The organism is Pannonibacter indicus (assembly GCF_001418225.1).
GTDB lineage: Bacteria > Pseudomonadota > Alphaproteobacteria > Rhizobiales > Stappiaceae > Pannonibacter > Pannonibacter indicus.
In genome coordinates, this window is sequence record NZ_LIPT01000013.1 from 41,099 (window position 1) to 56,089 (window position 14,991).

At 63.5% G+C, this 14,991-nt stretch carries 10 protein-coding genes; 7 read left to right on the top strand and 3 right to left on the bottom strand.

All coding sequences use genetic code 11. The features are described from left to right. Nucleotide 1: 1 nt before the first annotated feature. Nucleotides 2–1,441 (top strand): nitrogen regulation protein NR(I), encoded by a 1,440-nt coding sequence (gene ntrC / locus ASC48_RS15830; protein ID WP_019966316.1) that lies wholly within the window; start codon nucleotides 2–4, stop codon nucleotides 1,439–1,441. A 267-nt stretch (nucleotides 1,442–1,708) separates the two neighbouring features. Here the strand turns inward: ntrC and ASC48_RS15835 are convergent, their stop codons facing one another. Genes ASC48_RS15835 through ASC48_RS15845 form a run of 3 tightly spaced genes read right to left on the bottom strand, consistent with a single transcriptional unit; the run spans nucleotide 1,709 to nucleotide 6,594 of the window. Further along, nucleotides 1,709–2,836 carry an ABC transporter permease gene (locus tag ASC48_RS15835; RefSeq protein WP_055456694.1) on the bottom strand — a complete coding sequence of 376 codons (1,128 nt, stop codon included), beginning with the start codon at nucleotides 2,834–2,836 and terminating at the stop codon, nucleotides 1,709–1,711. 1 nt (nucleotide 2,837) lies between these two features. Continuing rightward, the gene (rbbA, locus tag ASC48_RS15840) at nucleotides 2,838–5,603 is read right to left on the bottom strand and encodes a ribosome-associated ATPase/putative transporter RbbA (protein ID WP_055456695.1); all 2,766 of its coding nucleotides are present in this window, start codon (nucleotides 5,601–5,603) and stop codon (nucleotides 2,838–2,840) included. Between the two features lie 7 nt (nucleotides 5,604–5,610). Beyond that, nucleotides 5,611–6,594, bottom strand: coding sequence for an HlyD family secretion protein (locus ASC48_RS15845; protein ID WP_055456696.1), 984 nt, complete (start codon nucleotides 6,592–6,594; stop codon nucleotides 5,611–5,613). 247 nt (nucleotides 6,595–6,841) lie between these two features. On the opposite strand from ASC48_RS15845, the gene ASC48_RS15850 reads away from it, so the two are divergent. From ASC48_RS15850 to hflX, 6 genes are all read left to right on the top strand, one after another. Continuing rightward, nucleotides 6,842–9,124, top strand: a complete 2,283-nt coding sequence (locus ASC48_RS15850; RefSeq protein WP_055456697.1) for a sensor histidine kinase NtrY-like — start codon at nucleotides 6,842–6,844, stop codon at nucleotides 9,122–9,124. Next, the gene (ntrX, locus tag ASC48_RS15855) at nucleotides 9,114–10,481 is read left to right on the top strand and encodes a nitrogen assimilation response regulator NtrX (RefSeq protein ID WP_055456698.1); all 1,368 of its coding nucleotides are present in this window, start codon (nucleotides 9,114–9,116) and stop codon (nucleotides 10,479–10,481) included. The genes ASC48_RS15850 and ntrX overlap by 11 nt, the downstream gene beginning before the upstream one ends. A gap of 42 nt (nucleotides 10,482–10,523) precedes the next feature. Next, nucleotides 10,524–11,900, top strand: a complete 1,377-nt coding sequence (trkA, locus tag ASC48_RS15860) for a Trk system potassium transporter TrkA (RefSeq protein WP_055456699.1) — start codon at nucleotides 10,524–10,526, stop codon at nucleotides 11,898–11,900. A gap of 93 nt (nucleotides 11,901–11,993) precedes the next feature. Beyond that, on the top strand, nucleotides 11,994–12,860 hold the full coding sequence (locus ASC48_RS15865) for a D-amino-acid transaminase (protein WP_055456700.1): 867 nt from the start codon (nucleotides 11,994–11,996) through the stop codon (nucleotides 12,858–12,860). A gap of 127 nt (nucleotides 12,861–12,987) precedes the next feature. Continuing rightward, a complete protein-coding gene (gene hfq / locus ASC48_RS15870; RefSeq protein WP_208975765.1) occupies nucleotides 12,988–13,293 on the top strand; it encodes an RNA chaperone Hfq in 306 nt (101 codons plus the stop codon). Between the two features lie 168 nt (nucleotides 13,294–13,461). Then, the gene (gene hflX, locus ASC48_RS15875; protein ID WP_244270083.1) at nucleotides 13,462–14,751 is read left to right on the top strand and encodes a GTPase HflX; all 1,290 of its coding nucleotides are present in this window, start codon (nucleotides 13,462–13,464) and stop codon (nucleotides 14,749–14,751) included. The last annotated feature ends 240 nt before the right edge of the window (nucleotides 14,752–14,991 follow it).

Here is a 14,991-nt window from a genome sequence, read left to right on the forward strand (position 1 = left end):
CATGCCGACCGGCACCATTCTTGTTGCAGACGACGATGCCGCCATCCGCACCGTGCTCAATCAGGCCCTGTCCCGGGCCGGCTACACCGTCCGCCTGACGTCCAACGCGGCCACCTTGTGGCGCTGGGTCAGTTCCGGTGACGGTGACCTTGTGGTCACCGATGTGGTGATGCCGGACGAGAACATCTTCGACGTTCTGCCGCGCATCAAGAAGCTGCGGCCTGACCTTCCGGTCATCGTCATGAGTGCGCAGAACACCTTCATGACGGCGATCCGCGCCTCGGAAAAGGGCGCTTACGAATATCTGCCCAAGCCCTTCGATCTCAAGGAACTGACCGGCATCATCGCCCGCGCCCTTGAGGAGCCCAAATCCCGCCGCCCTGCGGAAATGGACGACATGGGAGAAGCAATTCCTCTGGTCGGCCGCTCGCCTGCCATGCAGGAAATCTACCGGGTGCTGGCGCGCCTGATGCAGACCGACTTGACGGTCATGATCAACGGCGAAAGCGGCACCGGCAAGGAACTGGTGGCCCGCGCGCTGCATGACTACGGCAAGCGCCGCAATGGGCCCTTCGTGGCCATCAACATGGCCGCCATCCCGCGTGACCTGATCGAGGCGGAACTCTTCGGCCACGAGAAGGGTGCCTTCACCGGCGCGCAGGCCCGCTCGTCCGGGCGGTTCGAACAGGCCGACGGGGGAACGCTGTTCCTGGACGAAATCGGCGACATGCCGATGGAAGCCCAGACCCGGCTTCTGCGCGTGCTGCAGCAGGGTGAATACACCACTGTCGGCGGGCGCACCCCCATCAAGACGGATGTGCGCATCGTCGCGGCCACCAACAAGGATCTGCGCCAGCTGATCAATCAGGGCCTGTTCCGCGAGGATCTGTTCTTCCGCCTCAACGTGGTGCCCATCCGCCTCCCGCCGCTGCGCGAGCGCGTGGAGGATATTCCCGATCTCGTGCGCCACTTCTTTGCGCTGGCCGAGAAGGAAGGCCTTCCGGCCAAGCAAATCGACCAGGCGGCGATGAACCTGCTGCGCCGCTACCGCTGGCCGGGCAACGTGCGTGAGCTGGAGAACCTCGTCCGGCGTCTCGCCGCGCTCTATCCGCAGGATGTCATCGGCGAGGGGCTGATCGAGCAGGAGCTGAGCACGCCCGCCGTCACCAGCGCCATCGAGGAGCCCACCGGCGAAATCAATCTCGGTCAGGCGGTCGAGCGCTATCTCAACACCTATTTCGCCAATTTCGGCGATGCTCTGCCGCCTCCGGGCCTCTATCACCGCATCCTTCGGGAGGTGGAATATCCGCTGATCAGCGCTGCCCTTGCCGCGACGCGGGGCAACCAGATCAAGGCGGCCGAACTGCTCGGCGTCAACCGCAACACCCTGCGCAAGAAGATCCGCGATCTCGACGTGCAGGTGATGCGCTCCAGCCGCTGAGGGGCTGGACAAGGGGACATGAAAGAAGGCCCGGATGCGTCAGGCATCCGGTTCTTCAATCTTAGTGAAAAGCGTCTTCCTGCCTCTCCATCGTCATCCCGGACGCGCCCCGCGCGATCCGGGACCGGTGAGCCGGGATGAAAGCTGGTTGTCCCCTGAACCACAGCCGATGGGCCTCGGCTCACCGGTCCCGGATCTCCGCTTCGCTTTCGTCCGGGATGACGATGGAGAGGGCGTGCACAGCGAGGGCTGCGTTCCTGCAGTCCCTCAATGCGCGGCCGCAATCGATTTGCGGAAGCGGATGGCGGCGAGGGTGAAGAGGAGGAGGCCGACGAGGGTCATGGCCACAAATTTCGGCCAGACGATCCAGAAATCCGCGCCCCGGTAGAGCACCGCCTGCGTCATGCTGACGAACTGGGTGGAGGGCACCGCGCTCATCAGCGTGCGCAGCATCAGCGGCTGGCTCTCGATCGGGGTTTCGCCGCCGGACAAGAGGTTCATCGGCAGGATGGTGAGGATGAACAGCAGCCCGAACTGCGGCATCGACCGGGCGATGGTGCCGAGCAGGATCCCCAGAGCCGAGGCAAAGAAAAGATAAAGGGCGGTGCCGCTCAGGAACAGGGCGACGGAACCGGCGACCGGTACGCCCAGAAGCTGCTCGATGACGATCTTCAGAGACAGTCCGGCCACCACGAGAATGACGAGGCCATTGGCCCACACCTTGGCCATCATGATCTCGAAGGGCGTCAGCGGCATGGAGAGCAGATGCTCCAGCGTTCCATGCTCGCGCTCGCGCATCACCGCGGCCCCGGTCAAAACCACGGTCAGCATGGTGATGTTGTTGATGATCTCCATGATGGCCGAGAACCAGGAGCTGGTGAGGTTCGGATTGAAGGCATAGCGGATGATGAGATCAACCGGCATTGCCGCCGCCGCAATGCCCCGGCCGTGCTGATAGCGGGCGATTTCCTGGGCGAAGGCCTGGGCGATGTGATTGGCGCCCGTTCCGGCCTGCATCATGGCTGTGGCATCGATGTTGAGCAGGATCTTCGGAGTGTTGCCGCGCACCACATCCGCCTCGAACCGCTCCGGAATGACCAGCACGAAGGAATAGGCCTGCGTGTCGAGGCCACGGTCGATCCCGGCGAAGCTGATCAGATCCGGCTTGCGGAATTCGGGCAGCCGCAGGGTATCGATGAGCCGCCGGGACAGGGGCGAGCGGTCCTCATCGACCACGGCAACGGCCACGTTGTTGAGGTCTGAGCGCATGCCGTCGGCCGCCATATAGACCCCGGCGCTGAAGGCCCAGAGAATGAGGAGCAGCAGCACTGGATCGCGCCGCAGGCTCTGCAGTTCCTTCAACCCGAGCCGGAAGATGCTGGCCAGCCTGTCCATCTCAGCGCTCCTGCCGGGGGAGAAGCAGGGCGCAGGCGGCAAGCACCAGCGGCGCAACCGGGGCCAAGCTCCAAAAATTCGCCGAGAGATCCGCAAAGCCCAGCCCCTTGGTGAAGGTGCCGACGCTAATGGTCATGAAATGGGTGGTCGGATAGAGCGAGCCGATCACCGCACCAGCGCCTGTCAGCGAGGAGACCGGCTGCAGCATGCCGGAGAATTGCACAGCGGGCAGAACCGTGCCGATGGCCGTGCCGAAGATCGCGGCCACCTGCGTCGAGGTGAAGGTGGAGAACAGCAGGCCGATGGCGGTGGTGGCACAGACATAGAGCAGGGCGCCTGCCGTGAGCGTCAGCAGGCTGCCTTTCACCGGCACACCGAAGACAACTGTCGCCATCAGCATCATCAGCGTGAAATTGACCATGGCAATGGCCACATAGGGAAGCTGCTTGCCCATCAGGAACTCAAGCGGCGTCACCGGCGTCACATAGAGATTGGTGATCGAGCCCAGCTCCTTTTCCCGCACCACCGAAACGGCGGTCAGGATCGCCGGGATGAATACCAGCAGCAGCGCCATCACCGAAGGGGCGATGGCATTGATGCTCTTGAAGTCCTGATTGTAACGGAAGCGCGGTTCAATGCTGGCAGCGGCAAAGACCGGGGTCTCGCCAAAGCGCTGGCGGTATTGCCCGGCGATGTAGGACTGATGCAGCCCCGTGACATAGCCTGCAATCGTATTGGCCCGGAACGGCATGGAGCCGTCGATGGTGGCGGCAATCTGCGGTGTCTCGCCGCGCAGCAGCGCCTTGCCGAAGCCTGGCGGAATTTCGACGGCGAGTGAAATATCGCCGCTGCGCATCCGCATCAGGATATCCGCTTCGCTGGTGAGCGGTGCCTGTTCCTTGAAGTAGCGCGACCCGGACATGCTTTCGGCATATTGCCTGCTTTCAAGGGTCCGGTCATGGTCCAGCACCGCATAGGTGAGATCGTCCACGTCAGTGGTGATGCCGTAACCGAAGACCAGCATCAGCAGCATGGTGCCCGCCAGCGCCACGGCAAGACGCACCGGATCGCGCCGCAGCTCCTTGGCCTCGCGCAGGGAATAGGCCATGAGGCGGCGCTTCGACAGGCAGCCCTGCCGCCGCTTCTGTGGCTTGCCGGGCGGCTCGATTGCCGCAGCCAGCGGAGCCTGCGCCTCTGTTGCCGGCTGCGCGGCAGCGGATGCGCCCTCAAGCGCGCTTATGAAGGCCTCTTCCAGTGTTGCAGCGCCGTAGCTGCGCACCAGCTCGTCCGGCGCGCCGCAGGCCAGCACCTTGCCCGCATGCATCAGGGAAATGCGGTCGCAGCGCTCGCCTTCATTCATGAAATGGGTGCTGAGGAAGATCGTCACCCGGTCTTTGCGGGCCAGATCGATCAAGAGGCTCCAGAACTCGTCCCGGGCAACCGGATCAACGCCGGAAGTCGGCTCATCGAGAATGAGCACATCGGGCCGGTGGACGATGGCAACGGCAAGAGACAGGCGCTGGCGCACGCCAAGGGGCAGGGCGCCGGGCAGGGCATCGGCATGATCCGTCAGGCGGAAGGTCTGCAGCAGTTCATCGACGCGGCCAGGGATTTCCGCTGCCGGCATATGGAAGAGCTGAGCATGCAGCGTCAGGTTCTGGCGCACCGTCAGCTCGCCATAAAGCGAGAAGGCCTGCGACATGTAGCCAACGCGCTTGCGGCTGTTCAGGTTGCGCGCATCAATCTCCTCGCCGAAGAGCCAGGCCTTGCCTTCGCTGGGCGGCAGCAGACCGGTCAGCATCTTCATGGTGGTGGACTTGCCGCAGCCGTTGGACCCGAGAAAGCCGAAGATTTCGCCGCGCCGGATCTCGAAACTGACGTGATCAACGGCGGTAAAACTGCCGAAGCGCTGCACCAGATCCTGCGCGACGATGGCCGGACCCTCGCCATTGCCTTCATAAGGCGGCACGGTGAGGCTCTGGTGCGGCTGGCTCCTGTATTCCGGCAGCAGGTTGACGAAAGCGGCCTCCAGCGTTGCGGCCTGTCCTTTTTCCTTCAGGTCCGCTGCGCTGCCTTCCGCCAGTATTTTGCCGCCATGCATGGCCACCAGATGGCCGAAACGTTCCGCCTCGTCCATATAGGCGGTGGCCACCACCACGGTCATGCCGGGGCGCGATGTGCGGATGGTGTCGATCAGCGTCCAGAACTGGCGGCGGGACAGGGGATCAACGCCCGTGGTCGGCTCATCCAGAATGAGCAGGTCCGGATCGTGAATGAGCGAGCAGCACAGCCCGAGTTTCTGCTTCATGCCGCCGGAGAGTTTCCCCGCCGGGCGGTCAAGGAAGGGATCAAGGCCGGTCGCAACGGTCAGCTCCGCAATGCGGCGCTGGCGTTCCCGCCCGTCCTGACCAAAGAGGCGGCCGAAGAACTCCAGGTTCTCCGCAACCGTCAGGTCCATATAGAGGTTCTTGCCAAGTCCCTGCGGCATGTAGGCGATGCGCGGCAGCACGGCGCGGCGGTGGCGGGCATTCGCCATGTCGCCGCCGAGCGCCTCCACCGTGCCCGTCTGGATCTTGCGGGCGCCGGACAGCAGGGCCAAGAGGGTGGACTTGCCAACGCCGTCCGGCCCGATGATGCCGATCATGCCGCCTGCGGGCAGGGCGAGCGTTACTCCGTCAAGTGCCCGTGTCTTGCCGTAGAGATGCGATACGCCGGTCAGACGTGCCACGGTGGAAACGGGCGGAGCCTGCAAGGGGGGCTGTGTCATGAGCGCCTCACCGGGGGGCCGGCAGACGCACCGCCAGGGAATCCGGCCATGCCACGGGCGGCGCCATCATCACATAGGCCTCTCCGGGCAAGCCGGTGCGAACCATCTCCAGATATTCGGTGAGCAGCGCCGGATCGATGCGCAGCTTGACACGGAACATCAGCTTGTCCCGTTCGGAGCGGGTCTCCACCTCGCGCGGGGTGAACTGGGCATCGGCGGCGACAAAGGAGACACTGGCCGGAATCACAAGATCGGGAGCCGCATCCAGCACGATCCGCGCCTCGGCATTGATGAAGACGCGGCCGACACTGGTGGTCGGCAGATAGACGGTCATATAGACGTCGGTGAGATTGAGCAGCGTCAGCACACGGCCGCCGGCTGCCACCACTTCGCCGGGCTCGGCCAGCCGGTACTGCACGCGGCCGGTGATCGGCGCGGTCAGCACACTGTCTCGGATCAGGGATTCGATCCGGGCCACCTCGGCCTGCGCTGCCGTCACTGTATTACGGGCATTGGCGAGCTGTGCCCGGGCTGCTCTGAGTGCGGCTTCGGCGGTTTCGCGGGCGGTCTGGCGCTGATCCAGCTCCTGCTGCGAGACATGGCCGTTTTCCCGCAGGGTTATCGCGCGCTGAAGGGACTGATCCGCCAGCTTCAGTTCGCTTTCACGCTGTGCAATCAGCGCCTCTGCCGTATTGGCCGCATCCTCGGCGGCGCTGACCTGGGCCACGGCGCCAGCCTTGCGGGCATCCAGCTCATCCGTGTCAATCCGGGCGAGAACCGTGCCAGCTTGCACCAGATCACCTTCCCGGACAGTCACTTCCAGCACCCGCCCGCCGGTCTTGGCGGCGATCTGAACGGTTTCGGCTTCGATGCGGCCATTCGCCGTAGCGATTTCCGGCGGAAGTGTGGGCCGCGTTGCAAACCAGGCAAAGACCGCCCCTGCAATGACGGCAACAACCGTTGCAACGATCAAAAGGATTTTCTTCGTCATCTTTGCTTCAGCCCCGATGAAAGCAGATCACCGTTCAGCGAATTATTGCAGCTTCACGTCCGTCCAGCTGATTTATGGGCACGCCCCCAATGCATATGCAACGGCGAAGAAGTCCGTAGTGACGCGGACTCCGGAGAGAGCTGGCCGCATTCTTGTCGCATTTGGGCAACAGTGTGTGGTAACAAAGCCGCGCATTTGTGCCGGCGTTGCATTTCTGATTCTTCCCTCTGCATTGCCTTGAGGACTGATGATACTGGAACGTGACCCGCCCGCGGATTTGGACCAGGGGTCGCGCGGACGCGCTGGCCGCCGGGCCGGGCTGGCCGTGATGCTGGCTGCCCTCCTGGCGATTTCCGTGACCTTTGCCGTCCTGACGGGTCTGACCCCGATTGCGCCGACGCCGGAAGTCGTCTGGGTCGCGATGATGGTCAATGGCGGGCTTGGCGCCGCTCTGGTCGGCATGATCGGCCGGGAAATCTTCAAGCTGATGCAGGCGCGGCGAAGGGGCAGGGCGGCCGCGCGGCTTCATGTGCGCATTGTCGCCATGTTCTCTCTGATTGCCGCCGTTCCCGCCATCCTGATGGCGATCGTTGCGGCAATTACGCTGGATCAGGGCCTTGACCGCTGGTTCGAGCAGCGCACCCGCCAGATCATCGACAATGCCCTGACTGTGGCGCAGGCCTACCTGCAGGAACATGCCCGCGTGCTGCGCGGCGATCTGATCGCCATGTCGCAGGATGTCGATCAGGCCAAGGCCGTCTATGAGTTCGAGCCCACGCGCTTTGATGCCTTCTTCGCCGGTCAGGCGCAACTGCGCGGCATCGTGGCGGCGTTCCTGCTGAAGGCAGACGGCACAGTCGTCACCCGCGTCATTCTGGTGCCCGATGTCAACATTCTGCTGCCGCCGAACGACGTCTATGCCAAGGCCGATCAGGGCGAGGCGGTGCTGATCGCGCCGGGCCGGTCCAATCTGGTCGGCGGCATCGTCAAACTGGATGCCTATGACGGCATGTATCTTTATGTCGCCCGGACGGTGGATCAGCGTGTGCTGGATTATCAGCGCCTCGCCGAAGAGGGGGCGAGTGAATACAGCCAGCTGGAGCGCAGCCGCTTTGGCGTGCAGATCGCCTTCGCGCTCGTCTATCTGGGCGTGGCGCTGGTGCTGCTGCTGTCCGCCATCTGGATCGGTTTCGGCTTCGCCAACCGGCTGGTCTCGCCCATCCGGCGGCTGATTTCGGCGGCGGATCAGGTTTCCAAAGGCAATCTCTATGTGGAAGTCATGACCGAGAAATCGGAAGGCGATCTCGCCAATCTCGGCACAACCTTCAACAACATGACCGGCCAGCTGCGCGGCCAGCGCGATGCACTGCTGGCGGCCAACGAGCAGATCGACCGCCGCCGACGCTTCACCGAGGCAGTTCTCTCCGGCGTCACCACCGGTGTGATCGGCATCGATGATGACGGGGCTATCACGCTCGTCAACCGTTCGGCGCGGGATCTGCTGAGAGTGGAGGAGAGCGAAATCCTCGACCGTCCGCTTGCCGATGTCATTCCGGAACTGGAGGCCTTCGTCCGCGAGGCCCTGGCGAAGGAAAGCGACCGGATCAAGCAAACGCAGATTTCCCTGCGGATCGGCGGGCGCGAGCGGACGGTGAATGCGCGGATCACCACCGAACTCTCCACCCGGCGTGAGCATGGTTATGTGGTGACGCTGGATGACATCACCGACCTTGTATCCGCGCAGCGCAATTCGGCCTGGGCGGATGTGGCAAGGCGTATCGCCCATGAGATCAAGAACCCGCTGACACCGATCCAGCTGTCAGCCGAGCGCATCCGCCGCCGTTATGGCAAGAAGGTGGAAGACGACCGTTCGGTTTTCGACCAGTGCATCGACACGATCATCCGGCAGGTCGGCGATATCGGCCAGATGGTGGACGAGTTCTCCTCCTTTGCCCGCATGCGCAAGCCCGCCAAGTCCATGGCGGACCTGCGCAACACGGTGCGGGAAGCCGCTTTCATGCAGAGCGTCGGCAATCCGGAAATCGAGGTAAAGACCGAACTGCCGGAAGAGAGTATCGAAGCCTGTTTCGACAGCCGCCTGATCGGTCAGGCACTCACCAACGTGATCAAAAATGCCGCCGAGGCGATTTCCGGCCGCAGCGGAGACAATTTGCCCAAGGGCCGCATCCTCATCCGGCTGAGCCATGAAAACGGCAAGGCTTTGATTGACGTTATCGATAATGGCGTCGGCCTGCCGAAGCAGGAACGGCAGAAGCTGCTTGAGCCCTACATGACGACGCGCGAGAAAGGTACCGGCCTTGGCCTCGCCATCGTGCGCAAGATTATGGAAGACCACAATGGCAGCATCGAGCTGCTGGACGCGCCGGACCTTGGCCCGGACGAAACCGGCGCCATGGTGCGCCTCATCATCGGACAGCCCGCCACCGAAGACAGCACGGCGCAGGCCGGAAGAGCGCAGTCCGGATCCCAATCAGAGACCAGAGAACAAGTGACGAGCCATGGCCTATGACATCCTGATCGTCGATGACGAGACCGATATCCGTGAGATGATCGCCGGCATCCTTGATGACGAGGGTTATGGCACGCGCACGGCCAGCGACAGTGACACGGCGCTTGCCGCCATCAAGGAGCGGCGGCCGTCCCTCGTGGTGCTGGACATCTGGCTTCAGGGCAGCCGCCTCGACGGGCTGGCGCTGCTGGACGAAATCAAGGCCCAGGACAAGGATCTTCCGGTCGTCATCATTTCCGGCCACGGCAATGTGGAAACCGCCGTTTCCGCCATCAAGCGCGGCGCCTATGACTATATCGAGAAGCCGTTCAAGGCCGACCGGCTGCTGCTGATCACGGAGCGCGCGCTGGAAGCCTCCATGCTGAAGCGCGAGATCCGCGACCTGAAACAGCGCAGCGGCGATGCGTCCCGCTTAATCGGCGAATCGCCGGCCATCAACCAGCTGCGCCAGACCATCGAGCGGATCGCCGGCACCAACAGCCGAATTCTGATTTCCGGCCCATCGGGCGCAGGCAAGGAACTGGCGGCGCGGCAGGTGCATGAGCTGTCGCCGCGCGCCAAGGGGCCGTTCGTCGCCATCAACGCCGCAACCATCACCCCCGACCGCATGGAAGAGGAACTCTTCGGCATCGAGGACGAAGGCGGCAACCTGCGCAAGGTTGGCGCGCTGGAAGAGGCGCATGGCGGCACGCTCTATCTCGATGAAGTGGCCGACATGCCGCGCGAAACGCAGGGCAAGATCCTGCGGGTGCTGGTGGACCAGACCTTCACCCGCCTTGGCGGCTCCACCCGCGTGCAGGTGGACGTGCGCATTCTTTCCTCGACCGCCCGCAATCTCGAAGAGGAAATCGCCAAAGGCGCCTTCCGCGAAGACCTCTACCACCGCCTTGGTGTTGTGCCGCTGCGCGTGCCGGGGCTGGCCGAGCGGCGCGAGGATGTGCCAATCCTGGTGCGGCACTTCATGGAGCAGATCTCCGCCTCCGCAGGCCTGCCCATGCGCCGCATCGGCGATGATGCCATGGCCGTGCTGCAGACCCACGACTGGCCGGGCAACATCCGCCAGCTGCGCAACAATGTGGAGCGGCTGATGATCCTCACCCGGGCAGACCCCGAGGCGGTGATCACGGCAGATCTCCTGCCTTCGGAAGTCGGCTCCATGGTGCCCAGTCTTCCGGCCAATGGCGGCGGCGAGCATCTGATGTCCATGCCGCTGCGCGATGCACGCGAAGTGTTCGAGCGTGAATATCTTCAGGCACAGATCAAGCGCTTTGGCGGCAACATCTCGCGTACCGCAGAATTCGTGGGCATGGAACGTTCGGCCTTGCATCGCAAGCTGAAGTCGTTAGGTCTATCGTGAGACAAGCGCCTTGAAAGCGCTTCAAACGGGGACATGTGACCGATGAAGGTCGTCATTTGCGGGGCAGGGCAGGTCGGTTACGGCATCGCCGAACGTCTGGCTGCGGAACAGAACGATGTGTCGGTGATCGATTCGTCGCCGAAGCTGATTGCTGCCATCGGTGATCAGCTCGACGTACGCGGTTTCGTCGGCAACGGCGCCCATCCGGATGTGCTGGCGCAGGCCGGTGCCGACGAAGCGGACATGATCATCGCCGTCACGCTCTATGACGAGGTGAACATGGTCGCCTGCCAGGTGGCCCATTCCCTCTTCAATGTGCCGACCAAGGTCGCGCGCGTGCGCGCCCAGAGTTATCTCCAGGGCCGCTGGCGCAATCTCTTCGCCCGCGAAAACCTGCCTATCGACGTGATCATCTCGCCCGAGATCGAGGTGGGGGACATGGTGCTGCGCCGCCTGTCGCTCCCCGGCGCGGTGGAGACCATGCGCTTTGCCGATGATCAGGTCGTGGTCATCGGCGTCAACTGCGAGGAAGACTGCCCGGTTGTCGACACGCCACTGCGCCAGCTGACCGATCTGTTCCCCGATCTTGGCTCCGTGGTCGTTGGCATCAACCGGGGCGGCAAACTGTTTGCACCCAAAAGCTCCGACAGCATGCTGGTGGGCGACCTTGCCTATGTGGTGGCCCGCCGCGATCAGGTGCGCCGAACCCTCGGTATCTTCGGTCACGAGGAACCGGAGGCCACCCGTGTCGTCATTGCCGGCGGCGGCAACATTGGCCTTTACGTGGCCCGCGCCCTTGAGCAGCGCCAGACATCCACCCGTGTGAAGATTATCGAATCGTCCCGCGAGCGCGCTGTCGGCATCGCCAATGAGCTGAAACGCACCGTGATTCTTCACGGCAGCGCGCTGGATCAGGGGATCCTGGAAGAAGCGGATGTGGAAACCGCAGATACCATGATCACGCTGACCAATGATGACGAGGTGAACATCCTTTCTTGCGTCATGGCCAAGAAGCTCGGCTGCAAGCGCAACCTGTCGCTGCTCAACAATCCGAGCTATCCGGCCTTTGCCAATGCGCTGGGGATCGATGCCTTCATCAATCCGCGTGCCGTGACGATTTCCCGCATTCTCCAGCATGTGCGCCGGGGCCGCATCCGCGGCGTCCAGTCGCTGCACAATGGCGCAGCGGAGATCATCGAGGCCGAAGCGCTGGAAACCTCGCCGCTGGTGGGCCGCCCCTTGCGGGAAGTTGACCTGCAGGACGGTATCCGCATTGGTGCGGTGTTCCGGAACGGCAAGGTGCTGACGCCGAATGGCGATATGCAGATCCAGGCGCGTGACCGGATCGTCATCTTCGCCATGGCCAACCGGGTCCGCCAGGTGGAGCAGATGTTCCGCGTCAGCCTTGAATTCTTCTGAACCGGCGGTCAGGATGTGCCGGAAGGGTACCCTCCCGTACCCGCCTCCCGCCGTGCCCGCCCAACGCTCCGGCCTTTGCCGTAAGGAGTTCTCATGAGCCGCATTGCCTATGTGAATGGACAATACCTGCCGCACTCTTCGGCCGCCGTGCATGTGGAAGACCGAGGCTATCAGTTTGCCGATGGCGTCTATGAGGTCTGCGAGGTCTGGCAGGGCAAGCTGGTCGATGGCCCGCGCCATCTGGCGCGTCTGGAACGCTCCTGCAGCGAGCTGCGCATCCCCATGCCGATGGAACATAAGCCGCTCACGCTGGTTCTGAAGGAAGTCATCCGCCGCAACAAGGTGCGCAACGGCATCGTCTACATGCAGGTGACGCGCGGTGTGGCCCGGCGCGATCACTTCTTCCCGCTGACGCCCATCGCGCCGACGCTGGTGATCACGGCCAAACCGGGGAACCCGGCAGCCTCCGACAAGCAGGCCGAAACCGGTATTGCCGTCGTCAGCCACCCGGAAAACCGCTGGCCGCGTGTGGACATCAAGACCGTTGGCCTGCTGCCGAACGTGCTGGCCAAGCAATATGCCCGCGAGCAGGGCGCCAAGGAAGTCTGGTATGTGGATCAGGACGGCTTTGTCACCGAAGGCGGTTCGACCAATGCCTGGATCGTGACTAAGGACGGCGTTCTGGTGACGCGCCCGGCCGAGAGCGGCATTCTGCGCGGCATCACCCGCAGCGTGGTTCTGGATCTGGTTGAGCGCGAGGGCCTGCGCTTTGAGGAGCGCCCGTTCTCGCTGGAAGAGGCCAAGACCGCGCGCGAGGCTTTCGTTACGGCCGCCTCCACCATCTGCATGCCGGTGGTCAGTCTCGATGGGGCCTCTATCGGCAACGGCCATCCGGGGACTGTTGCAACGGAGCTGCGCAAGCAGTTCCATACAGCAACCCATCTTGATGAAATATATTGATGATATGAAATAGTGCTGGGGTAACGGACGGGATTTGTTGTAAACTAGATAACCGGCGTCCGGTTCATCCGGGAGAGGCACTTACGTTTGTGTTTTTTGCCTCGCTTGCCGGTCGCACAACAAGAACATGTCAGATGCCCCGGCCGCGGACGACAGCAACAGGATAAGAAGACTCATGGCTGAGCGTGCACAGAATCTGCAGGACACCTTCCTCAATTACCTTCGCAAGCAGAAAGTTCCGCTGACGATTTTCCTCATCAACGGCGTGAAGCTGCAGGGCGTGGTGACGTGGTTTGATAATTTCTGTGTTCTGCTGCGCCGGGATGGTCATTCCCAGCTTGTCTACAAGCATGCCATTTCGACCATCATGCCGAACGCCCCCGTGCAGCTGTTCGAAGGCGGTGAAGAAGGCGCCGAAAAAGCAGGCGCCTGATTGGCTCGCAAGAACAGACAGGCCGGAGAGGGCAGCTCCGGCAACGAATTTGAAGATCAGGACTGGCTGGACGGGGAAGACAGCCGGGGCAGGGACGGTGGCTATGGTGAGCCCGCCGCCCACGGCGGTGAACTTGTCTTCAAGGGACCGTCTTCCCGGGCGCTGGTGATCGAGCCGGTTCTGCCGGAGCGGCTTCCCAAGGGCTTTGAAGGCACGCCGCCGCCCACGCGTACGCCCGAGGCGCGGCTGGAAGAGGCCGTCGGCCTGTGTGCCGCCATCGAGCTTGAGATCGTTTCCGCCTCCATCGCGCGCATTCACACGCCACGCCCGGCAACCCTGCTGGGTCCAGGCAAGGTGGAGGAGATCGCGCGTGCGGCGGAAGAGGGCGATGTGGACGTGGTCGTGATCGACCATGCACTGACGCCGATCCAGCAGCGAAATCTCGAAAAGGCGATGAAGACCAAGGTGATCGACCGCACCGGTCTGATCCTGGAGATCTTCGGCGCCCGCGCCCGCACCAAGGAAGGCCGCCTGCAGGTGGACCTTGCCCATCTGACCTGGCAGAAGAGCCGCCTTGTCCGCTCCTGGACCCACCTTGAGCGCCAGCGCGGCGGTGCCGGCTTCATGGGTGGCCCAGGCGAAACCCAGATCGAGGCGGACAGGCGCCAGATCCAGGACAAGATCATGCGGCTGGAGCGGGAGCTGGAGCAGGTGCGCCGCACCCGTGACCTGCACCGCAAGAAGCGCAAGAAAATCCCGCAGCCGGTCATCGCGCTGGTCGGCTACACCAACGCCGGAAAGTCGACGCTGTTCAACCGGCTGACGCAATCGGATGTGTTCGCCAAGGACCTGCTGTTCGCCACGCTGGACCCGACGCTGCGCCGCATCCGCCTGCCGCATGGGCGTGAGGTGATCCTGTCCGACACGGTGGGCTTCATCTCCGAACTGCCGACCCATCTGGTCGCCGCCTTCCGTGCCACGCTGGAAGAGGTGCTGGAGGCCGATCTCATCCTGCATGTGCGCGACATCTCGCACGAGGACAGCGACGCCCAGTCGGTGGATGTGGGCCGCACGCTGGCCGGCCTTGGCGTCAATCCGCAGACCGGTGCACCGGTGGTGGAAGTGTGGAACAAGATCGACAACCTCGATCCCGAGCGCCGCGCCAAGCTGCTGGAAGCCAACGGTCCGGAAGGCGCCATAGCACTCTCGGCCTTGACGGGTGATGGCATCCCGGCGCTGCTGTCCCGTATCGAGGCCTTCATGGCCGTGGGCGACGACCGCTTCGAGCTGGCGCTCCCGGTAACGGAGGGCGAACTGCTGGCGGGCCTCTACCAGATGGGGGAGGTGCTGGAGCGGGTGGACGGCGAAGAGGTCATCGAGCTGACGGTGCGCATCTCCGACAAGCAAAAGGGCCCCTTCCGCAGCCGTTACGGCGCCTATATCTCCGGGGCGGATTGAGGCTGACGGCAGCCTTTACACAGGATCTCTGGCCGTGAACGCTCGCAGGCAGCGGCTCCATGACAGGCCCCGGCACAAGGCCGGGGCAGCGCGGAGAAGGCTATTCCGGCAGATTTCCAACACGACATCACAACGTCAGGGGGGTACCTCTGCAACCCCGGCATTGCGCCGTCCCGGCCTTGTGCCGGGACCTGTTAGGAGGGCTGGCCGGTAGACCGGCCGGGAGCGGTGCAGGAAGAT